The sequence below is a fragment of the Pseudidiomarina halophila genome, from assembly GCF_003987215.1.
GTDB classification, from domain to species: domain Bacteria; phylum Pseudomonadota; class Gammaproteobacteria; order Enterobacterales; family Alteromonadaceae; genus Pseudidiomarina; species Pseudidiomarina halophila.
In genome coordinates, this window is the sequence record NZ_PIPW01000003.1 from 15,066 (window position 1) to 36,069 (window position 21,004).

Below are 21,004 nucleotides of genomic sequence, written 5' to 3' on the forward strand. Positions count from 1 at the left end.
AGTAACTTAGAAAAGGACGCTATGCAGTTTTTTCGTCGCCTCCAACCGATTCAAGCCATCAGCTTCGACCTCGATGACACTTTGTACGATAACGTGCCGGTGATGCAAAAGGCTGAAGCAGAGAGTTACAAAGCACTTTGTGAATCATTTCCGGAAGCCGGCAAGTGGACGCGGCAGGAATGGGCCGCGCGCCGTTGGCAGCTGATGCAATCGGAACCGCAACTTGCCAGTGACATGACCGCATTGCGACTGGCAACTCTGGAGCGCGGCTTGCGCGAACTGGGGGTTGCCACTAAGGCTGCGCAGCAAGGCGCTGAGCAGCTCTTTGAAACCTTTTTACATTACCGCAATCAAGTTCAGGTCGCGGCGGGCACGCACGAATTATTGCGTACCCTTGGCGAGCGCTACCCGCTGGTTGCCCTGAGTAACGGTAACGTCGACACCGGGCTCATAGGCCTGCGTGACTACTTCGCCGCGGTGGTGCAACCTGGCAAAGGGATGCGGGGCAAGCCGCATCCGGATATGTTTGCGCGGGCCACCGAACACTTCCCCCACCTTTCTGCTTCCGCATGGCTACACGTAGGGGATAGTCCGTTTGCCGACATTCTTGGCGCCCACCGCATGGGTTGGCAGACGGCATGGTTTCGGGGCGGAATTTATGTGGCTGACGACCTGCAGGTACTACCTACTTTCGCTTTTGATCAGCTGCCCCAGTTACAGCAATTGCTAAGTAACTAAGCTCCGCCTGCTCGCCCCCAAGTAACTGGTTGCATATACAGTAGTCGACCTTTAAACTGACCACAGCTTTCAACGAATGGATTTTGCTATGACCTCGCATCCCTTGCTCGAGCAACTGAATGATAAGCAATGTGCCGCAGTCGGCGCACCAGAGCGGCATATGCTGGTGCTCGCGGGTGCCGGCAGTGGCAAAACGCGGGTGCTGGTGCATCGCATCGCCTGGCTGATGCAGGAGCTGCATTTGTCGCCGTACAGCATTATGGCGGTGACCTTCACCAATAAAGCTGCGGCGGAGATGCGGGGACGGGTCGAAGATCTGGTCGGTAGCTCAACCCGGGCGATGTGGATTGGCACCTTCCACGGGCTGGCGCATCGCTTACTGCGCGCTCACTATATGGATGTCGGTTTACCGCAGAATTTTCAGATTTTAGATAGTGATGATCAGCAGCGCATGCTGAAGCGCATTATGCGCAGCCTCAATCTTGATGAAAAGCGCTGGTCGCCGAAGCAGGCACAGTGGTTTATTAATGCGAAAAAAGACGAAGGCTTGCGACCCCATCATCTCGATGGCTACGACTTTAATGAACGTACTTACAAAGAGATTTATGATGCCTATCAGGTTGCCTGTGACCGCGCTGGTTTAGTCGATTTTGCTGAGCTGTTACTACGTGCCCACGAATTGCTCCGCGATAACCGCATCGTGCGTGAACATTATCAGCGTCGCTTCCGTCACCTGTTGGTCGATGAGTTCCAGGATACCAACTCGATTCAGTACGCCTGGATCAAACTGCTGTCCGGCGCCGGAGAAGAAAAGAAAGAGCACCAGAATTTCGTCACCATAGTTGGCGATGACGATCAGTCGATCTATGGCTGGCGCGGAGCGAAGATAGAGAATATTCACCAGTTTAACCGTGACTTCCCAAATGTCGAAACCATCCGTCTGGAGCAAAACTACCGGTCGACCAATACTATTTTGAGCGCTGCCAATAGCGTTATCGCCAACAACAGCGACCGGCTTGGCAAAGAGCTCTGGACCGAAGGCAGTACCGGTGACCCAATCGATTTGTACGCCGCTTACAATGAAATTGATGAAGCACGCTATATCTCCAGCCAGATAGAAGCCTGGCATGAACAGGGGAATGCGTTGCAGGATGTCGCCTTGCTGTACCGCAGTAATGCCCAGTCGCGGGTACTGGAAGAAGCATTATTGCACGCGCGCATCCCCTATCGTATCTATGGCGGCCTGCGCTTCTTTGACCGTCAGGAAGTTAAAGACGCATTGGCTTACCTGCGCTTGCTGGCGAATCGCGATGATGATGCGGCGCTTGAACGGGTCATCAATACCCCGACCCGCGGCATTGGTGCCCGCACCCTTGATATTGTCCGCGAAGGTGCGCGCCAGCGCGGCACATCGCTGTGGCTGGCGGCGAAACAGCTGGCAACGGAAAAGGTGCTGACCGGTCGTGCCGCCAACGCAGTACTGGCCTTTGTTGATTTGATCGAGCAGCTGGAAGATGAAACTGGCGATTACAGCCTTGGCCGGCAAGTGGATACGGTCATCAAAAGCAGTGGCCTGATGGCCATGTACCAGGCAGAAAAAGGCGAGAAAGCCGAGACCCGGGTCGAAAACTTAAAAGAGCTGGTGAACGCCTGTGATAACTTTGATCAGCTTGACAGGCCCGGTGAAGAAGAAGAGCTGTCACCGCTGAACGGCTTCCTCGCCCACGCTGCGCTCGAGTCCGGAGATGAGCAGGCTGATGAACATCAGGACGCGGTACAGTTAATGACGCTGCATAGTGCCAAAGGTCTGGAATTTCCCCTGGTGTTTATGTGTGGCGTTGAGGAAGGCCTGTTCCCCTCCCAGCAATCGTTGGATGAAGCTGGACGCCTCGCGGAAGAACGGCGCTTGTGCTACGTGGGTATGACCCGGGCAATGCAGAAGCTGGTGATTAGCTATGCCGAGAACCGGCGCGTTTATGGCCAGGAAAAACTCCATACCGCCAGCCGCTTTATTGCCGAAATTCCGTCCGAAAACCTCCATCATGTACGAATGCAGAGTCGCCGTAGCTTCAGTACCGACACCCCGAGTTACGGGCGCTTCCACACCGGTGCCAGCCATGAAGCCTTTGAAGAAACTGGTTTCCAGCTGGGCCAGCGGGTGCGGCATGTGAAATTCGGTGAAGGTACGGTGCTGAACTACGAAGGCTCCGGACCCCAGAGCCGTATTCAGGTGAATTTTGATGACCTTGGCAGCAAATGGCTGGTGGTAGCCTACGCTCGTTTAGAACGCTGTTGATGCACCAGGGTATCGATACTATAGAGCGCCAGAGCTAGCCAGATCATAGCAAAGGTAACCAGCTTGTCGGTGGCTAGCGGCTCACCGTAGACCCAGACCGCCAGGATAAACATCAGGCTGGGCCCGATGTACTGGAAAAAGCCCAGGGTGGCGTAACGAATGCGCTGCGCCGCGGCGGTGAAGCATAACAATGGAGCAGTCGTGACAATTCCCGCAGCCATTAACAGCAGGTTGAGCTGCCAGGTGTTTTGAGTCATGTCGCTGGCGGCCGAATCAGCAAAAAAGAACAGATAAATCAGCATAAACGGCAATAAAATCGTGGTTTCCAGCCACAAGCCGGTCATCGAATCGACCGGCAGGCGCTTACGAATGGCACCGTAAGTTGCGAAACTGCAGGCCAGAGCCAGTGCCACCCAGGGCACAGAGCCGAAGGATATCACCTGAATCAAAACCCCCGTGACCGCTAACGCTATGGCAATCAACTGAAAGCGGCGCATGCGTTCGGCAAAAAACAGCATACCAATGGCGACATTCAGCAGTGGGTTAATGTAGTAGCCGAGACTGGCATCAAGAATATGATTATTGTTGATGGCCCAGATAAACAAAAACCAATTGCCGCCCAGCAAAAACGTCGCCACGGTCAAACGCAGCATCTGTTTACGGTTTTTCACCACCGGCTTAATGCGATGCAGCCGACCCAAACCAACAATCAGCACTAAAACCAGGACAAACGACCAGACAATACGGTGGCCAAGAATTTCCAGTGCGGGTACCTGCTGCAACCACTTAAAATAAATCGGCGCAACGCCCCACATGGTGTAGGCGGCAATGGCATAAATAACGCCATGGCGACTGCGGGTTGCATCATCGGTCATAGGTTCGGCTCTCGGGTTTAGATGTTCTGACTGCGGTACAGGCGTCGTACGAAAACTATGCAATTACCACGCGGTTTCGTCGCAAATGATCGTTTGGCGGTGGTGATGCGCGCTTGGGATGCATACAATAGAGCCTAATCCCTATGAGCGTCAATCGGAGCTTTCAAAATGACTGCGCAACCGCTGTCAAAAGTCCTTGCCGAAGTTTTTGGTTATGCTGCTTTCCGGCAGGGCCAGGAGCAAGTGATCGAGGCGGTACAACAAAATCGTGACGCGTTGGTGCTGATGCCAACGGGCGGCGGTAAATCATTGTGTTATCAGCTGCCAGCAATTATGGGTGCAGGCGTCACGCTGGTCATCTCACCGTTAATTTCGCTGATGCAGGATCAGGTCGAGAGCCTGCAAGCCATGGGCGTTGCTGCCGGTGCGCTGCACAATGGTCTCGATCAGGAAGAGCAGCAAAGTTTGTTGCTGCGAGCGGCAAGTGGCGATTTGCGCTTGCTGTACGTGAGTCCGGAACGTGCCATGCAGGGCTATTTTATTCGCCAGCTTCAGCAGTGGCAGGTCACGCTTGTTGCCATCGACGAAGCGCACTGTATCTCGCAGTGGGGACATGATTTCCGGCCTGAATATGGACAACTCGGACAACTGCGGGAAGCGCTGCCACAACTGCCTTTTATGGCGCTCACTGCGACCGCTGATGCGGCGACCGAAGCCGATATTGTGCAGCGATTGCACCTGCAACAACCGGTTATCTACAAGAGCTCCTTCGATCGACCTAATATCCGCTACATCGTTGAAGATAAATTCAAGCCACAAAAGCAATTGCGTGACTATATTGCCAAGCAAAAGGGCGCATCGGGGATTGTTTACTGCGGCAGCCGTAAGCGTGTGGATGAACTTGCCGAGCGTTTACGCCAGGATGGTATTCGCGCGGCTGGCTATCACGCGGGCATGGCCCATGATGAGCGTAACTATGTGTTGCGGGGCTTTGTCCGTGATGACATTGACGTGGTGGTGGCGACGGTGGCTTTTGGTATGGGGATCAACAAGCCTAATGTGCGCTTTGTGGTGCACTTTGATGTGCCGCGCAGTATCGAGGCCTACTACCAGGAAACGGGCCGTGCGGGGCGCGACGGACTGCCTGCAGAAGCTGTGCTGCTGTATGACCCGGGTGACGCCGGCTGGATTCGCAGCATGATCAATGACCATCCGGACGAGCAACGCCGCCAGGTGGAACTGCACAAATTTACCGCTATGCAGGCACTGGGCGAAGCGCAAACCTGCCGCCGGCTGGTATTGCTGAATTACTTCAATGAGTTCCGTGAAAAAGCCTGCGGCAACTGTGATATCTGTCTTGATCCGCCGCAGCAATACGATGGTACCGTCGATGCTCAGAAAGTGCTCAGCTGCATTTACCGGGTGGGTCAGCGCTTCGGCGCCAATCACGTAATTGATGTGTTGCGGGGCAGTCAGTCACAGCGCTTAACCGCCCTTGGCCATGAGCAACTATCCACCTTCGGGCTAGGCGCAGACAAGAGTCAGGCACACTGGCTGGGGGTGATTCGGCAACTGATCCACCGTGGTCTGGTGATCCAGAATATTCAGCATTATGGCACCTTACAACTGACCGCAGCGGCACGGCCGGTGTTACGTGGTGAAATAGCCTTGTCTTTGGCGGAACCGCGGATGAATCTTGCGGTAAGTAAGCCTAAGGTCACCGACCGTGGTGATTACGATAAGCTGCTGTTCCGGCGCTTACGCGCATTGCGCAAACGTATTGCCGATGCCGAAGAGAAGCCACCCTTTGTGGTGTTCAACGACAGTACGCTGGTCGAAATGGCGGTGCATTATCCGACGGACGAAGCCAGCATGTTGACGATCTCCGGCGTGGGTCAAACCAAACTGGAGCGCTATGGCGCCGTATTTATTGACGCCATTACCGCTTATCTCGACGCTGAGAACGAACCCCTACTGCACAGTTAGCCATTTGGCATAAAGTAGAAGGTCCAGAGATCTTGCAGCACCGGAATGATTGAGGCGACCAATATCAGGCCCATGGTGACGTTAAAGATCCGCTGGAAGACAGAATTGGCCAGAAACTTGCGCAGCAAGGAGCCGAACAACAACCAGGTGCCGACACAGGGAAACGCCATCAGCAAGAACGCTGAGGTAATGGCAAGCACCTCAGTGACCGGGTTACCATTTACCGTGGTGTAGGCGGCTACCGCGCCCGATGCCATCATCCAGGCTTTCGCATTCACCCACTGAAAGAGTGCCGCCTGCCAGAAGTTAAAGGGCTTCTTATCGCCTTTTTTAATGGCTTTTGGTTCCGCGCTGGCAATGTGCCAGGCCAGCCACAGCAAATAAATCACACCAATGACCTTAATCAACTGATGCAGGTTGGGGAAGCGCTCAAACACCACGCCGAAACCAAAACCAACCAACAGCACCATCAACGGAAAGCCCAGACAGATACCCAGGAAGTGCGGCATGCTGGCGCGTATTCCGTAATTGACCGCGGATGACATGATCATCACATTATTGGGCCCGGGCGTAATTGTGGTGGAAAACGCGAAGAACAGTACTGCGATGAAAATTTCCATAGCCATCCATTTTTGTGTCAGGTCTGTATACTTAGTTTAGTGTGCCTTGAGCGAGTAGACAAAAACAAGGAATTCCAATGAAAACTCAGTTACAGATACTTTTTGCCGTGTTGCTTATGCTTTGGCCTGCTATGACGCTGGCTCAGACACCGTCAGACGGTGCTTCGGCAGAGCCTATGCAGGTGGCGGTCAGAATCAGTCCGCCGTTTGTCATGCAAGATGATAACGGTGACTATTACGGACTGACCATCGAATTGTGGGAATACATTGCTGAGGTCAATAATTATCAGTTTAACTATCAGGAAGCCGGTTTAGAGCAATTGTTCGATGGTGTCGCTGGCGGCGATTACGCAGTTGGTTTAGGTGCCATTTCCGTGACTGCTGATCGTGAACGGCGGATTGATTTCACTCTGCCCTTTTATAACGCGGGGCTTGGTATTGCCGTGCCTGCAACAGCTGAATCGGGCTGGTGGACGGTAACCAAACGCTTTTTCAGTCTGGAATTTTTGACTGTGCTACTGGCGCTGATTGCCATTCTTCTCATTGCCGGCATTTTAGTGTGGCTGGCAGAGCGGCGGCATAATCGTGAAGAATTCAGCTCGGGCAGGATGAGGGGCATAGGGGCCGGATTCTGGTGGGCCGCAGTGACCATGACCACGGTCGGTTACGGAGACAAATCGCCGCGCTCGAATGCCGGTCGCGTGGTGGCCTTTATCTGGATGTTTACCAGCGTCATTATTATTTCCAGCTTCACCGCCTCGATCACCTCTGCGCTAACGGTAAACCGGTTGTCGACGCTCATTGAGGGTAAAGATGATTTGGCTAGAGTCCGTGTCGCCAGTGTACCGGGATCCTACAGCGCGTTCTGGCTGGATCGCGAGAACATAGGTTATCAGCACTACAACGATTTAGCGGATGCGTTGCAAAGTGTTCAGGCAGGTAAAGCAGATGCGGCGGTTTACGATGCACCGCTTTTGAAATATCAGCTGCGCAAAGACTATTCAGGATTAACTGTTCTTAAAGATGTATTTGCGCCGCAGGACTATGCCTTAGTGCTGCCACCGAAAGCGGGTGAGCGCGAGGAAATTAATCGTGTATTGCTCCGCTACATCCGTAGTGCGGAGTGGCGTCAGTCGGTGAGTCGGTATTTAGGCGATGAGCTATAATCAGCTAACACTGTAGCAAAGGAGGTCTTATGTTAGGTCTTACGTTTAGCTTGTTATTAACGGCTAGCGGTGCCACAGCACCAGCGACGGTGACAATCAATGAGTGGCAGGTGCCCTGGCCCGATTCGCGGCCTCGCGACCCCTATGTGCAAGCCGACGATCGGGTCTGGTTTGTCGGGCAGCGCGCGGATTATGCCGCCATTTTAAATCCTCAAACGGGCAACTTTGAGCGTATTGATTTACCAGACGGTGCCGGCCCGCATAACATCATTGTTGATGAACGTGGTGCCTGGTATGCCGGCAATAAAGCCGCACATATTGGCAAGATTGCCCATGACGATTTCTCGATTACCCAATATGAATTGCCCGGTGACGGGCGTCGCGATGTGCATACCATGCAATTTACCAGTGACGGTGACATCTGGTTTACCGCTCAGGGCGCCAATAAATTCGGTTACTTCGATGTCGATAACAACAGGATTGAGTTATTCGATATCGAAACGCCACGGGCACGTCCATACGGTCTGATTGTGGTGGATGATCAGCCGTGGCTCACCTTATTTGGGTCCAACAAGCTCGTTACCTATGAAGACGGCGAAGTTAAAGAAATTGAATTACCCCGCCCCGCGGCGAATCGGCCACGGCGCATCGCCCTGGGGGATGACGGTGGTATCTGGTATGTGGATTATGCCGGAGGCTATCTGGGCCGCTATGACCGTGACAGCGGGCACGTCGATGAGTGGGTGATGCCAGCTGGCGCGAGTTCATTACCCTACGCCATGGCTGCAGACGACCAGGGCTACGTCTGGTTTGCAGAAACTGGGCCACAACCGAATCGCATCGTTGGCTTTCATATCGAATCTGAGCGCTTCACCGACCCGGTTGCGGTGCCAAGTGGTGGCGGGACGGTACGCCACATGGTGTTTGATGAAGCCAGCGAGAGCCTGTGGTTCGGCACCGATGCCAACACCGTAGGGCAGGCGAAGATCAGTTACGGCGACTAGGGAAGTAATACCAATAACCAGGTCGCAGCGATGCTTATCAGCGAGAACATGACAGCGGTGGAAGCGATATCTTTCGCTTTGCCGCTGAGCTCGTGCAGCTCCGGGCTGATTCTATCCACCGTAGCTTCAATGGCGGAATTTAAGAACTCGACAATCAGTAACACTAGCACCGGCAGTATAAGTACTGCCCGTTCAACACCACTATCGCCAAGCCAGAGCGCTAAAGGAATAAGCACAACGGCAAGCAGGCAGTCTTGTCGTACCGCTGCTTCGGACTGAAGTGCGACACGGAGCCCGCGCAGCGAGTTGCCGGTTGCGCGGACAATACGCATTAATCCCTTTTGTGATGGTTTCATAAGTTCTCTTTTGGTTTCAGCCAGATGGTGTACAGTGTAATACAAGATCAGACTTAAGGATGGCTTAACTTTATGGCCGAGAGTAATCATTGGCAACTGATTCCACTGGGTGAATTCGAACGCCCGGACGCTCCGGCGAGCACGGTGATTCAGCGAACATGGTCGCATATACGAAAACTCTTTATTGCCGAAGCGGATGATAATGCTAATCCCGATGAGCAGGACTTCCCGCACTATCGGGAGTTTGAATTAGAACCTGCTGTTGCAGCGGTCAACGCTGCCTGGCAGGACAATGATGATCCGCCAGCAGTGCGTTTTGTGGTCAGCCCGCCATTTAGTGGTAGCGGGGCGATTTTACGGGAATGGGCTAAGCAAAACGACTATCAGCAACTCACTCCACCAACCGTTGAACAACTGGAAACTGCCGATACCGACGTCTGGTGGCAAGCGCAGGAGTGTGAGCGCTGGTTGCTGGATGAGTTTTCATCGTTCTGGCTGCGCACCACCGACCACATGCAGTTTATGCGTGCTTTACTGCCCCGGCTGTTGCGTGGTGAGCTAGGTTCAGGTGTGGTGGTCATTGATAGTTGGACCTTTGCGTTTTTAAAGCGCGCCTGGCCATTAAGTCTACCCCATTGCTATTGCTTTGCCGCTGCTACCCCGGAGCTACTTAAACAGAGTGGCATCGTTGGCAGTGAGAAAAGGCTGAAAAACCTTGCGGCCCGGTCGCGAGGCAACCTTGGTGTCGCGCTGGCATTATGGGCAATTCAACAGGACGAGCAGCGCAGTTTGCCCCACTTACCAAGTGAGGCCGGAGATGCAACCGCGTTTATTTTGTACAGCCTGTTATTGCATCACGGTTTACGTGGCGAAGATTTACAACGGGTACTGCCGATGCTGGCGCCTGATCAACTTGACGTGCAATTATTGCGCTTACAGCAAAACGCGGTGATCGAACTGGATGATGACAGGGTCTGGCGCATAACTGTGTACGCCTATGTTGAAGTGCGTGAGTTTTTGGCTGCGCGGGGTTACTGGCTTGACGAGTTTTAGCGAGGTCTGAACATGGATACGGATAAAATTCTCGGTCTGTTTAGAGAAATCACCACTGCGGTGTTAATTGAGATCGGTCTGGTCTTCGCTGTGGCAACAGCGATTGTGGTCTCCAGCCAGCGTGTATTGCCATGGCTCGCTGAACATTTACATGGTAAGCAGCGCTTGTTTGCCCTGGCGATGGTGCCGACGATTCGCGTCATCGTGTTCATTATTGCGTTTTTGTGGGTCGTGCCACTGGTCATTGAACCCAGTATGCAAAACATGGTGGCGATTCTGGGTGCCGCGGGCTTAGCCATCGGTTTCGCATTAAAAGATTATGTGAGCAGTTTAATCGCGGGAATAGTAGCTGTTTATGAACTGCCTTACCGGCCCGGCGACTGGATTGAAGTCGAAGGAACCTACGGTGAGGTCAAACATATCGGCATGCGGGCTATCGAAATTGTAACGCCTGACGATACCGTGGTCTTTGTTCCGCACCTGAAGTTATGGTCGACGCTGATTTTCAATGCCAACAATGGCGGGCCGAGCCTGATGTGTGTGGTCGATTTTTACCTGCACCCGGAACATGATGCTAACCGTGTGAAACATTTACTGGAAGACGTTGCGCTGACCAGTCCCTATGTACAGCTGGCCAAACCGATCCTGGTAATCGCCAAAGAAGAACCCTGGGGCACGCACTACCGGCTCAAAGCTTATCCCATTGACCCGCGCCAGCAATTTCAGTTCATGACCGATTTAACCGCGCGCGGCAAAGACTGCCTGCGCGCGTTGCCAGTCAGGTTTGCCCAGCTGTCACCAGAGCACGCTGTTCAGACAGGCCCATACTGAGTACGTAAGGTTGCTCCGTCTTTTGCTGGGCCGTAAAGCTGGTTTTATCCGTTAAACCCTGCCAACCGATGGCGATCAATGCTTGTGCGACAGCGCCACCGAGCCCGCTGCCCGGGCCCAACAATATGATATGGTCAGGCGCGTGCTCTTTCACCGCAACTTGCACCGCTTTGCTGAAATCATAGGTCTGGGTCACTTGGTGGCCTAAGGTATAGCGCTGTAGTGCGGGCATATCCGTAGTCGGCGTTAACCACTGATAGCCGCGACCATCCACCAAAGGAGTTTGCGGTGGTTGAAACGCTGCAACCGGCCAGGTTTCCTGCGCGTCGGCTGCTGCATCCGCCATGATGTGGGTATGAAATGCAGCATGGCCCGGCAGTACCATAGGAAAGCGTTCATCTGCGGTAGGTAAAGCTTTTACCGCCGCACTGCAGGCCGCTTCAGTACCGGCTAACACCGCATAGCCGCCATAATTTATTGAGCGCATAAGCTCGCCAGGATGGGCGGCGATTTGCTCGTCCACCAGGGCGATGCGTTCTGCGTCAGGACGCCACTCACTATCGACGATAGGGTAGATAAACTGTGCACCAGCGCCGCCTGCGGTTAACTGCGCCATGCTGGTGACCAAACGTGTGCTGGTACTGAGTGACCAGGCTTCGGCACAAGCCATTGCGGTGTACCAACCCATTGAGTTGCCAGTGATGGCAACCACATCATACTGTTCGCGGTCGATACTCAAAAAGTCCAGATAACCTGCCGCATAAATCAGCGCGGCGGCATTTTCTGGCCGTTGATGCAATGACGTTTTAAACAGTTTTGCCTGATCAAGTTCGCTGACTGTAGGAAGCCCGAGCCGCGTGCGCTCGGCATCGATGGCATCCAGTGTCGCCTGTAAATGTTCGCGCAATTTCGGCGAAGATGCGGCTATATTCGCGGAAATAGAGCCTAATTCAGGTTTGTTGTAGGTGCCTCGGCCGGGGCAAATCACCACTGCGGTTTTCTTCATGATTGACCTCCATTGAGCATAGTCAGCGCTTTTTCGGTAATGCCGTTAAACGATGGTAAAACCGTGTAGGCGGCTTTGCCCAAAGGAATGAAGCTATCTTCAGCGGTCAGGCGTTGAATGGTGAAACGGCCACTGTAGTCCTCGTGCAAACAGGTAATAAGCTCCTCGCTCAGCGAGCCCCGGCGGCGGCATTCATCAACTACAAGTAGGTTTTTGCATTGACCCAGGGCCTCGACGATTTTATCGACATGCAGGGGTACCAGGCAGCGAATATCAATGACGCGCACCTTGTGCCCGGCAGCGGCGAGTTGCTTTTCGGCCTGGCGGCTCAGGTAGTAACCGTTGCCGTACGAAATAATCGCTAATTCGTCGCCATCACCATGCACTGCTGGCTCGCCAAGCTCAGGAAGTGGCGCATCAACGTCCGGATAATGTGACAACCAGCCGCCGTCACCTTCCTGATGCAGGTCGCGCGCCATGTAGAGGGCAATAGGTTCAAGCATAATCACTACGCGTTGCTCGACGGCTGCCAAACGCACGGCCTGGCGCATCAATAGCGCGCCATCGGCACCATTTGAGGGGCAGAGCACAATAACGCCGGGGATGTCGCGGAACACGGCGAACGAATTGTCGTTATGAAAATGACCGCCAAAGCCGCGCTGATAGGCCAGACCAGCAATCCGGATGACCATTGGATTGGTGTACTGGCCATTCGAGAAGAACGAGAGTGTCGCCGCTTCGCCGCGGATCTGGTCTTCGGCATTGTGAACATAAGCCAGGAACTGGATTTCCGGCATGGCAATGAAACCTTGCTGGGCCATACCAATGGCCAGACCAAGTATGCTCTGTTCATCGAGTACGGTGTTGAGTACCCGGTTCGGGCCAAAGGCTTCCATTAAATGCTGAGTCACGTGATAAACACCACCTTTTTTGGCGATATCTTCACCGCACATGACGATGTTGCCGTATTGCGCCATCAGATCATGTAGCGACCAGTTGATTAACTTGGCCAGATGCTGAGGTTTGCCGACATTATGCTTGTCCCATTTAAACAGTTGCTGGCGCTGGGAATCGTCAGCACGCGCAGGTAAGGTCGTTGGATCCTTTGCTGGTGGCACGATGGAACGCATCACATCAGTTGCATTGGTCAGCTTAGGTTGGCGTGCGGCATGCTCGGCGATACGCGCCATGCGCTGCTGTTGCTGGCGAATATGAGCGACCAGTGTATCGTGCTCAAACAGCCCGCGCGCGATCAGTGCGGCGCAACAGTGCAGTAGTGGATCCCGTTCGGCGTCACGGCTGATTTCCTGCTTGTTGCGATAGGCCACCTCGGCATCTGCACCAGCGTGACCAAATAAGCGGATAGTGCGTAAGTGCAGCACTGCTGGCTTGCGCTTCTGACGCACGTAATCAGCCGCCTGCTGCGCGACCAGATAGGTTTCCGCCAGGTTGCTACCATCGGCCGAGAAGTACTTGAGCGCCGCCCGTTGACTTAGCTGCTGCTGGATCCAGCCTTGTGGGGTATGGGTGGAAATACCCAGACCATTGTCTTCACAAACCAGTAAGAGTGGCATCGGGATCTGCTGGTACGCGGCCCAGCTGGCTGAGTTAATGGCACCTAAGGCGGTCGAGTGGTTGGCCGAAGCATCGCCGAAACTGCACATGGCAATGGCATCGTGAGGCCAGGTTCCTTTATGGTGCAAGCGCTTGGAAAGACCAATCGCAAATGCGGTACCCATGGCTTTGGGCACGTGGGACGCAATAGTGCTGGTCTGCGGCGGTATGTTCAGTTCAAGGCTGCCAAGAACTTTATGGCGACCACCAGAGATGGGATCGTCACTGGAGGCAGCAAAGCTTAGCAGCATCTCGTACAAAGGCGTGGTGCCGGGTTTTTGCTTAGCACGCTGCAAGAAAAACGCGCCGCTGCGATAATGCAAAAATGCCGGATCCGTTACCCGCAGAGCTTTGGCCACCGCAGCGTTGGATTCATGACCTGAGCTGCCGATGGTGTAGAAGCTCTGGCCGGCGGCCTGCATCAGCCGCGATTGTAAGTCGAGTAAGCGACTGGCGAGTTGTGAGTCGAATAGTTCGACCAAATCGGCATCGTTAAGTACACCGCCCGCGGCTTGCGCGTGCGGCAGTTCTTGTCGTTCAATACGCTGGATAAATTCGCCCAGCCATGGGTGCATTGCTGCAGCCATAAACGCCTCCGTAGATTTGCGTTGCTGGAAAAATTAACAGCTAAAAGCCTGGATGCCCGTTTGCGCGCGACCCAAAATCAGGGCGTGCACATCGTGCGTACCTTCATAGGTATTCACCGCTTCAAGGTTCATCACGTGACGAATCACATGGTACTCGTCGGCAATACCGTTACCGCCATGCATGTCACGGGCAACGCGGGCAATATCGAGGGCCTTGCCACATGAGTTACGCTTGATCAGGGAAATGGTTTCCGGCGGTAGTTGACCGGCATCCATCAGACGACCTGCCTGCAGACACGCAAGTAAGCCAATACTGATTTCCGTTTGCATATCTGCCAGCTTCTTCTGGACTAATTGCGTCGCGGCGAGCGGACGGTTAAATTGCTTACGATCAAGGGTGTACTGGCGGGCCGCATGCCAACAGAACTCGGCAGCACCAAGGGCGCCCCAACCAATACCGTAACGCGCTTTATTCAAGCAGCCGAACGGACCTTTCAGGCCACTGACGTTAGGTAACAGAGCGGTTTCTGGAACTTCGACGTTATCCATGACGATTTCACCGGTAATCGACGCACGGAGCGAGAACTTACCGTCAATTTTGGGTGCCGAAAGACCTTTCATACCTTTTTCTAAAATAAAGCCGCGGATCTCTCCGTCGAGCTTACCCCAGACCACAAACACATCGGCGATAGGTGAGTTGGTGATCCACATTTTTGTGCCTTTGATGACATAGCCGCCATCGACTTTCCTGGCGGTGGTACGCATGCCCGCTGGATCAGAACCGGCATCGGGTTCGGTCAAACCGAAGCAGCCGACCCATTCGCCACTGGCCAGCTTAGGCAGGTACTTTTGCCGCTGCTCTTCACTGCCGTAGGCATGAATAGGATGCATCACGAGAGACGACTGCACACTCATGGCGCTGCGGTATCCGCTATCGACCCGTTCCACTTCGCGCGCAATCAGTCCGTAGCAGACATGATTAACTTCTGAACAACCGTATTTCTCCGGCAAGGTCGCACCCAGTAAGCCCAGCTCACCAAGTTCAGTCATGATCTCGCGGTCAAAGCGTTCTTCGCGGTTGGCGGTTAACACGCGCGGCATCAGTTTTTCCTGACAGTATTGATGGGCGGTATCGCGAATCATGCGCTCTTCTTCAGTGAGCATGTCGTTAAGTTGAAAAGGGTCTTGCCAGTCAAAAGGAAAACGTGCCATTAAAAAACCTCGAAATCGTTATTAGATACTAGATAGTAGTTATTGGTTGAAAGCATTAAGAGCCAAATCAAGTGACCCAATAACCGATATCCAATAACCACTAACGCATTTGTGTTTTACTGTTTTTCCACTTTACGCTGAAATGACATAAAGTTAAATTATATTAAAATTAGAACAGGTATAGCTTTTAACTATGGATTTACGCCAGCTTCAATATTTTGTCGCCGTTTACGAGCAGGGCAGTATTAGTGCCGCGGCCCGAGCCTGTGCTGTGGCGCAGCCGAGCTTATCGAAGGCGTTGCAGCAACTCGAAGATGAGTTGCGGGTGAAGCTTTTTATCCGCCAGTCCAGAGGGGTTACCCCAACAGAGGATGGCGAGCGTTTATACGGCCACGCCGGGCGCATGTTGAGTCAGATGCAGTCGCTGAAAGCTTCATTCCGGCATAGTGTCACGCGGGTGCAGTTCCGGCTTGGTCTGGTGCGCGCTTTGGGGGTCGAGCGCATGAGTCAGTTACTGCGAGACTTTACTGCGGGCGTGGATGGTCTCGAACTGCACCTGGTGGAGCCCGACGAAGAAGCTGACGCACGTATCATTTCGCCGCGGATGCTCAAGGCGGGCGAACAGTTTTTACCCATCTGGCACGATCGCTTTGTGCTGGCGCTGCCTGCCGGTCACCCGCTGGCGTTGCAAAGCGAGCTTTCCTTGACGCAGATGCAGGGTGAAGCCTTGATCAAGCGTACTCCCTGTGAGGCCTGGTCGAGCTTTTATCCGGAGTTGATTCGGCAAGGTATTCAACCGGATATTCGTGCGGATATTCATACCATCGAGTACGCGCTGGGGTTGGTGTCAGCCGGAGTGGGCTGTGCTTTGGTGCCGGATCTCGAATCCCTGCATGAACGTCAGGATGTGGTTCTGCGGCCGCTTGCTGAGCTCACGCTGGAGCGGACCATCGGCATGGCTTACCCACGCAGCCATGGCGACAATGCACCGCTGCGCTGGTTGCAGCAGGTGTGCCGGCAAACCGCCGCGCAGGATGCCAGCTAAGCGCTGGCGTCTGTTACTAAGGTCATGCAATCAACGGGACACACCGGAATGCAGGCGGGTGCATCGTAGAAGCCTTCACACTCGGTGCACTTTTCGAGGTCGACCACATAATGGGCTGCACCCATGATAATGGCTTCGTTCGGACATTCTGGCACACACATATCACAGTTGATGCAATCACTATCAATTACAACTGGCATAACCAACCTCCTTTACGGCAATAGTTGCCGGAGCCGGTGGTAACTCTTTAATGAGCATGGCGTAGGCCTGATCACGCGAAGACAGTGAACAGGGCAGTTGCAGGCGAACCTGATGACCGGATCCAGGTGCCCTGGCGATGGCTTCGCCGGCCTGGTTGACGAGCTGGCCTGCGGTGAAACGTACATTACCGGATGGCTTCATCAAGACTAAGGTATCGCCGCTGGAGAACGAATTTTTCACATCAATTAAAGCGTGATCCGCTTCACAGCCAATGACCGCGCCAACCAACAGCTGTTCGCCCTGACTATGACTGGTTTGGTAGTTCTGCGTTTCACTTGGCACGTGACGGCGTAAGAATCCCTCGGTAAAACCGCGGTTGGCCATGCCGTCGAGGTCATTCAGCAACTGCGGGTTAAAGGGGCGGCCGGCGATCGCATCATCAATGGCCTGGCGGTACACCTGGGCCGTGCGGGCAACGTAATAGGGCGACTTGGTGCGGCCCTCAATTTTTAACGAATGGATACCCATTTCCGCTAAAGCTGCGACGTGCTGTACGCCGCGCAAATCTTTTGAATTCATGATGTAGGTGCCATGAATATCCTCATCCATCAGCATCAGTTCACCCGGGCGTTGCGGTTCTTCCAGTAACACCGGGCGATCAATTGGCTGAAACTGGCCCACTGCGTCTTCCTCAGCATCCTGCACCTGATACGGCCAACGGCAGGCGTTGGTGCAGGCGCCCTGGTTAGGGTCGCGTTTGTTGATATAGCCTGATAACAAACAGCGACCCGAATACGCCATACAGAGCGCACCATGAATAAAGACTTCAAGCTCCATATCCGGACAGTGTTGGCGGATCTCCGCAATTTCTTTGACTTCGAGTTCACGCGATAAAATGACCCGGCTGATGCCCTGCTGTTGCCAGAACTTAACTGCCGCCCAATTAATGGTGTTGGCTTGCACCGACAGGTGCAGGGCTTGCGCCGGGAAATGTTCGCGTAACAACATTACAATGCCGGGATCGGAAACAATCAGCGCATCAGGTTTAAGCGCAATCACTGGTGCCATGTCGGCAATGAAGGTTTTTAACTTGGCGTTATGCGGTGCAATATTGACCACCACATAAAACCTCTTATTCTGCGCATGAGCTTCATTAATGCCAAAGGCCAGGTTAGCTAAATCAAAACTGTTGTTGCGCACCCGCAGGCTGTAGCGCGGCTGGCCGGCATAAACCGCATCAGCGCCATAGGCGAAGGCCATGCGCATGGCGTCTAAACTGCCCGCAGGCGAGAGTAATTCTGGAGCGAAGGTCGTGTTTGACATAGGTGATGTACTAAACTTGATAGAGCGCAAGAAAGGCCAAGAATTTTACCCGTGTGAGCGCAAAAAACACTGATCCCGATCAATAAATGGAAGCACTCCAGGCTACAAAACTAACCCTTTAGGGGTACCCTCCCCCTCTCTTCATGGCAATTACAATACTGCCCGCCGACCACTAGTATTATCAGCACATTCACGCCGAGCGACTGGCTCTAAAGCATGCCTGCATGCCATGACCAGTGTGCCGTGGTTATTAACCACCGGGTTGTTTTGGAAACGAGACAACCTCCCGTACCTGGAAAGGTGTTGACCATGCTAATGGATAGATTTGCCCGCCGCTTCACTTATTTGCGGCTGTCCGTAACGGAAAATTGTAATTTCCGTTGTGACTACTGCCTCCCTGATGGCCCGGATTGTAGCTCGCGACAAGCCGAGTTAACTGTACCTGAAATTCGCCGGTTGGTGACTGCTTTCGCTGAATTGGGCACACGCAAAGTGCGTATCACCGGCGGCGAGCCTTGCTTACGTAAAGACCTGCTGGAAGTCATAAAAACCGTCAAAGCGGTGCCTGGCATCGAAGAAGTCGCCATCACGACCAATGGTTACCGTCTGCAGCGTGACTTGCCGGCATGGCGCGAAGCCGGCGTTGATGCGATCAATGTGAGTGTCGATAGCCTCGACCCTGCCACCTTTCATCTGGTGACCGGGCAGAATCGCTTGCCGGCCATCCTCGAAGGAATTGATCAAGCCGTTGCCCTCGGCATCCCCAAAGTGAAGATCAATACCGTATTACTGCGCGGCTACAACGGCGGTGCCCTGCCGGAGTTTCTGGAATTTATCCGCCAGCGGCCAGTAAGCCTGCGTTTTATCGAATTAATGCGCACGAATGACAATGTGGCCTACTACCAACGGCATCATATCAGTGGCCAGAGTATTAAAGACCAGTTGTTAAGTGACACATGGAATTTGTGTGAAAAGAGCAAGACAGCAGGACCAGCCCAGGAATTTGAGCATCCTGACTACCAGGGCAAGCTTGGTTTGATCATGCCCTACAGCCGCGACTTTTGTGATGATTGTAACCGCTTGCGGGTGTCGAGCCTGGGCCAGCTATTCCTCTGTTTGTTCACGGAAAATCATCAGGATCTGAGATCTTACCTGCAGAATGATGACGTAGCGCCATTAAAAGCCGCGCTACAAAGTCTGGTGCTGGAGAAAAAGGCTACGCACGCATTACTTGAAAACACCAGCGGGTCGACCCGTCATTTGGCAATGATCGGAGGATAACAGCATGGCAGTTAGCGGAATTATTATTGCTGGTGGTGCATCACGGCGAATGGGACAGGATAAAGCGCTGCTGCAAGTCGCAGGAAAAACGCAGCTGGACCGTACGCAAGCCATATTGCGCGAGGCCGGGTGTGAACAAGTTATTGTCAGCCGCAACGCTGAGGGTTTTATCGTTGATAAAATCGCCGGACGGGGACCGCTGGGCGGCCTGCTTAGCGTGTTGCCCCATTGCGTACATGACACCCTTATGCTGGTACCCGTGGATATGCCATTGCTAAGCAGTGCGGCATTACAATTTCTCCTTGGGTACGAAGGCGCGGGTTATTTTGCTTCGAGTTCCTTGCCCTGTGTACTGCCGAATGTCCCTGAACTGGGTGATTACCTGACCCGGCAACTTTGTGATGATGGCGGTGATCGCTCCGTACGTGGGATGCTGAACTGGTTGGGCGCTCACGCCCATGAATGGCCTTACAGTTACCAATTGCAAAATACCAACACACCGCAGCAATGGCAGCGGGCGTTAACACTTTTAGGAGAGCAATGATGAGTACCAGTAACCGTCAGGCATTGCATATTGCCCTGGCTACTGTTTCAGACCGGCACACGCCGACCAGTGACGCCACCGGCGACTGGCTTGGTGATGCGATTGTTAAAGCGGGTCATCACATGTATCAGCGGCAAATTTTAGCGACCGATAAGTACCTTGTACGGGCGGTTGTGTCGCGTTGGATAGCCGAGCCGAAATTAAGTGTTGTACTGCTAAACGGTAGTACAGGCTTTGCCGAACACAATGCAGTTCCAGAAGCTATTGCCCCATTATTGGATCAAACTATTGATGGTTTTGGTGAGCTGTTCCGGCAACTAAGCTGGCAGCAAATAGGCAGCTCGGCGATGCAATCCCGGGCTTTTGCCGGACTGGCAAACAACACCTTAGTGATCGCTATACCAGGCTCGGAATCAGCCGCGCAGTTGGCGTGGGAACAGCTGATTCAACCGCAACTTGATAGCGAACAGGGTCCTTGTAATTTTGTCGGGCGACTGATCCGGCACCGCTAAGTAGAGAACTTAATATGGCAAATAAAGAATTTACTCATTTAGATGCCACTGGCGCAGCACATATGGTTGATGTCGGTGGGAAATCGACCACAACTCGTCAGGCGACCGCTGTGGCAGTGGTACAAACCACCCCTGAGGTGGTCAGCCAGATTAGCGCGCAGTTGATAAAAAAAGGTGATGTGCTCGCGGTAGCGCGGGTTGCCGGCATTATGGCTGCGAAGAAAACCAGTGATCTGGTGCCGCTTTGTCACCCACTGGCATTAACCAAAGTGACTATTGATTTTGCGTTAGCACCTGAGCAGGGTCAGATCGAAATAAGCGCAACCTGCGCAGTGCAGGGTGTCACCGGGGTAGAAATGGAAGCCCTCACGGCGGTGAGCGTTGCAGCGTTGACCATTCATGACATGTGCAAGGCCGTTGATCCGCGTTTGCAAATCAATGGCATCCAGTTACAGGAAAAGACCGGCGGTAAACAGGGCCACTGGCAGCGGGAGCATGCGCAACATGGTTAAAGTTAAATTCTTCGCAGCATTGCGCGAACGTTTGCAGTGCGCCGAGCACTCGGTGCCGGTGCATGCTGGTGAGAGCGTTGCAGCGGTGCGCGCGTGGCTTATCGAACAGCACCCGGGCTGGCGCCATGAATTGCTGGAAAAGGATGTTCTATGTGCGAAGAATTTTGTCTTCGTCGACTTACAGGAACCTGTCAGCAGTGGTGATGAATTAGCCTTTTTTCCACCGGTGACCGGGGGCTGAT

Annotated in this window: 21 protein-coding genes and 1 riboswitch; of the genes, 13 read left to right on the forward strand and 8 right to left on the reverse strand. The window is 53.6% G+C overall.

Features of this window, described 5'->3' with window-relative positions; all coding sequences use genetic code 11:
- Positions 1–21: 21 nt before the first annotated feature.
- Both CWI69_RS09200 and uvrD read left to right on the forward strand, forming a co-directional pair.
- Positions 22–738 carry an HAD-IA family hydrolase gene (locus CWI69_RS09200; RefSeq protein ID WP_126763924.1) on the forward strand — a complete coding sequence of 239 codons (717 nt, stop codon included), beginning with the start codon at positions 22–24 and terminating at the stop codon, positions 736–738.
- Positions 739–826: 88 nt separating this feature from the next.
- The gene (gene uvrD, locus CWI69_RS09205) at positions 827–3,034 is read left to right on the forward strand and encodes a DNA helicase II (protein WP_126763925.1); all 2,208 of its coding nucleotides are present in this window, start codon (positions 827–829) and stop codon (positions 3,032–3,034) included.
- Here the strand turns inward: uvrD and rarD are convergent.
- Positions 3,010–3,909 (reverse strand): EamA family transporter RarD, encoded by a 900-nt coding sequence (gene rarD, locus CWI69_RS09210; protein WP_126763926.1) that lies wholly within the window; start codon positions 3,907–3,909, stop codon positions 3,010–3,012. The two genes, uvrD and rarD, sit on opposite strands and share 25 nt — an antisense overlap.
- 168 nt (positions 3,910–4,077) lie before the next feature.
- Between rarD and recQ the strand changes: the two genes are divergently transcribed.
- The gene (recQ, locus tag CWI69_RS09215; RefSeq protein ID WP_126763927.1) at positions 4,078–5,895 is read left to right on the forward strand and encodes a DNA helicase RecQ; all 1,818 of its coding nucleotides are present in this window, start codon (positions 4,078–4,080) and stop codon (positions 5,893–5,895) included.
- Here recQ and CWI69_RS09220 read toward each other — a convergent pair.
- Positions 5,892–6,515, reverse strand: a complete 624-nt coding sequence (locus CWI69_RS09220; protein ID WP_126763928.1) for a LysE family translocator — start codon at positions 6,513–6,515, stop codon at positions 5,892–5,894. The two genes, recQ and CWI69_RS09220, sit on opposite strands and share 4 nt — an antisense overlap.
- Positions 6,516–6,592: 77 nt before the next feature.
- Between CWI69_RS09220 and CWI69_RS09225 the strand changes: the two genes are divergently transcribed.
- Positions 6,593–7,681 (forward strand): transporter substrate-binding domain-containing protein, encoded by a 1,089-nt coding sequence (locus tag CWI69_RS09225; RefSeq protein WP_126763929.1) that lies wholly within the window; start codon positions 6,593–6,595, stop codon positions 7,679–7,681.
- 29 nt (positions 7,682–7,710) lie between these two features.
- A complete protein-coding gene (locus CWI69_RS09230) occupies positions 7,711–8,685 on the forward strand; it encodes a Vgb family protein (protein WP_126763930.1) in 975 nt (324 codons plus the stop codon).
- Here CWI69_RS09230 and CWI69_RS09235 read toward each other — a convergent pair.
- Positions 8,682–9,041 (reverse strand): diacylglycerol kinase, encoded by a 360-nt coding sequence (locus CWI69_RS09235; protein WP_126763931.1) that lies wholly within the window; start codon positions 9,039–9,041, stop codon positions 8,682–8,684. The two genes, CWI69_RS09230 and CWI69_RS09235, sit on opposite strands and share 4 nt — an antisense overlap.
- Positions 9,042–9,113: 72 nt before the next feature.
- Here CWI69_RS09235 and CWI69_RS09240 point away from each other — a divergent pair, with 72 nt between their 5' ends.
- Together CWI69_RS09240 and CWI69_RS09245 are read left to right on the forward strand one after the other, a co-directional pair.
- The gene (locus tag CWI69_RS09240) at positions 9,114–10,094 is read left to right on the forward strand and encodes a hypothetical protein (RefSeq protein ID WP_126763932.1); all 981 of its coding nucleotides are present in this window, start codon (positions 9,114–9,116) and stop codon (positions 10,092–10,094) included.
- Between the two features lie 12 nt (positions 10,095–10,106).
- On the forward strand, positions 10,107–10,925 hold the full coding sequence (locus CWI69_RS09245; protein WP_126763933.1) for a mechanosensitive ion channel family protein: 819 nt from the start codon (positions 10,107–10,109) through the stop codon (positions 10,923–10,925).
- Here CWI69_RS09245 and CWI69_RS09250 read toward each other — a convergent pair.
- From CWI69_RS09250 to CWI69_RS09260, 3 genes are read right to left on the reverse strand one after another with little or no spacing between them, the layout of a single operon-like run.
- Entirely contained in the window at positions 10,873–11,931 is a 1,059-nt protein-coding gene (locus tag CWI69_RS09250; protein ID WP_126763934.1) for a malonyl CoA-ACP transacylase, read from the reverse strand. The genes CWI69_RS09245 and CWI69_RS09250 overlap by 53 nt on opposite strands.
- Positions 11,928–14,132 (reverse strand): thiamine pyrophosphate-dependent enzyme, encoded by a 2,205-nt coding sequence (locus tag CWI69_RS09255; protein ID WP_126763935.1) that lies wholly within the window; start codon positions 14,130–14,132, stop codon positions 11,928–11,930. The genes CWI69_RS09250 and CWI69_RS09255 overlap by 4 nt, the downstream gene beginning before the upstream one ends.
- Before the next feature lie 33 nt (positions 14,133–14,165).
- Positions 14,166–15,344, reverse strand: a complete 1,179-nt coding sequence (locus CWI69_RS09260) for an acyl-CoA dehydrogenase (protein ID WP_126763936.1) — start codon at positions 15,342–15,344, stop codon at positions 14,166–14,168.
- 193 nt (positions 15,345–15,537) lie between these two features.
- Here CWI69_RS09260 and CWI69_RS09265 point away from each other — a divergent pair, with 193 nt between their 5' ends.
- Positions 15,538–16,389 (forward strand): LysR family transcriptional regulator, encoded by an 852-nt coding sequence (locus CWI69_RS09265; protein WP_126763937.1) that lies wholly within the window; start codon positions 15,538–15,540, stop codon positions 16,387–16,389.
- On the opposite strand, the gene CWI69_RS09270 is transcribed toward CWI69_RS09265, so the two are convergent.
- Positions 16,386–16,589: a 4Fe-4S binding protein gene (locus CWI69_RS09270; RefSeq protein WP_126763938.1), complete on the reverse strand. Its 204-nt coding sequence runs from the start codon at positions 16,587–16,589 to the stop codon at positions 16,386–16,388. The genes CWI69_RS09265 and CWI69_RS09270 overlap by 4 nt on opposite strands.
- Positions 16,573–17,913, reverse strand: a complete 1,341-nt coding sequence (trhP, locus tag CWI69_RS09275) for a prephenate-dependent tRNA uridine(34) hydroxylase TrhP (RefSeq protein ID WP_126763939.1) — start codon at positions 17,911–17,913, stop codon at positions 16,573–16,575. Before trhP ends, CWI69_RS09270 begins: the two co-directional genes overlap by 17 nt.
- Positions 17,914–18,094: 181 nt before the next feature.
- Positions 18,095–18,233: riboswitch (molybdenum cofactor riboswitch) on the forward strand.
- Here trhP and moaA point away from each other — a divergent pair.
- The 5 genes from moaA to CWI69_RS09300 all read left to right on the forward strand — a co-directional run bounded on the left by moaA (position 18,223) and on the right by CWI69_RS09300 (position 21,003).
- Complete coding sequence (gene moaA, locus CWI69_RS09280; protein WP_126763940.1) at positions 18,223–19,194, forward strand: GTP 3',8-cyclase MoaA; 972 nt, start codon at positions 18,223–18,225, stop codon at positions 19,192–19,194. It overlaps the preceding riboswitch by 11 nt.
- Before the next feature lie 4 nt (positions 19,195–19,198).
- Entirely contained in the window at positions 19,199–19,738 is a 540-nt protein-coding gene (gene mobA, locus CWI69_RS09285; protein WP_126763941.1) for a molybdenum cofactor guanylyltransferase, read from the forward strand.
- Positions 19,735–20,250, forward strand: a complete 516-nt coding sequence (locus tag CWI69_RS09290; protein ID WP_241971082.1) for a molybdenum cofactor synthesis domain-containing protein — start codon at positions 19,735–19,737, stop codon at positions 20,248–20,250. The genes mobA and CWI69_RS09290 overlap by 4 nt, the downstream gene beginning before the upstream one ends.
- Before the next feature lie 14 nt (positions 20,251–20,264).
- Entirely contained in the window at positions 20,265–20,762 is a 498-nt protein-coding gene (gene moaC, locus CWI69_RS09295; protein WP_126763942.1) for a cyclic pyranopterin monophosphate synthase MoaC, read from the forward strand.
- Positions 20,755–21,003, forward strand: coding sequence for a MoaD/ThiS family protein (locus tag CWI69_RS09300; RefSeq protein WP_126763943.1), 249 nt, complete (start codon positions 20,755–20,757; stop codon positions 21,001–21,003). The genes moaC and CWI69_RS09300 overlap by 8 nt, the downstream gene beginning before the upstream one ends.
- The last annotated feature ends 1 nt before the right edge of the window (position 21,004 follow it).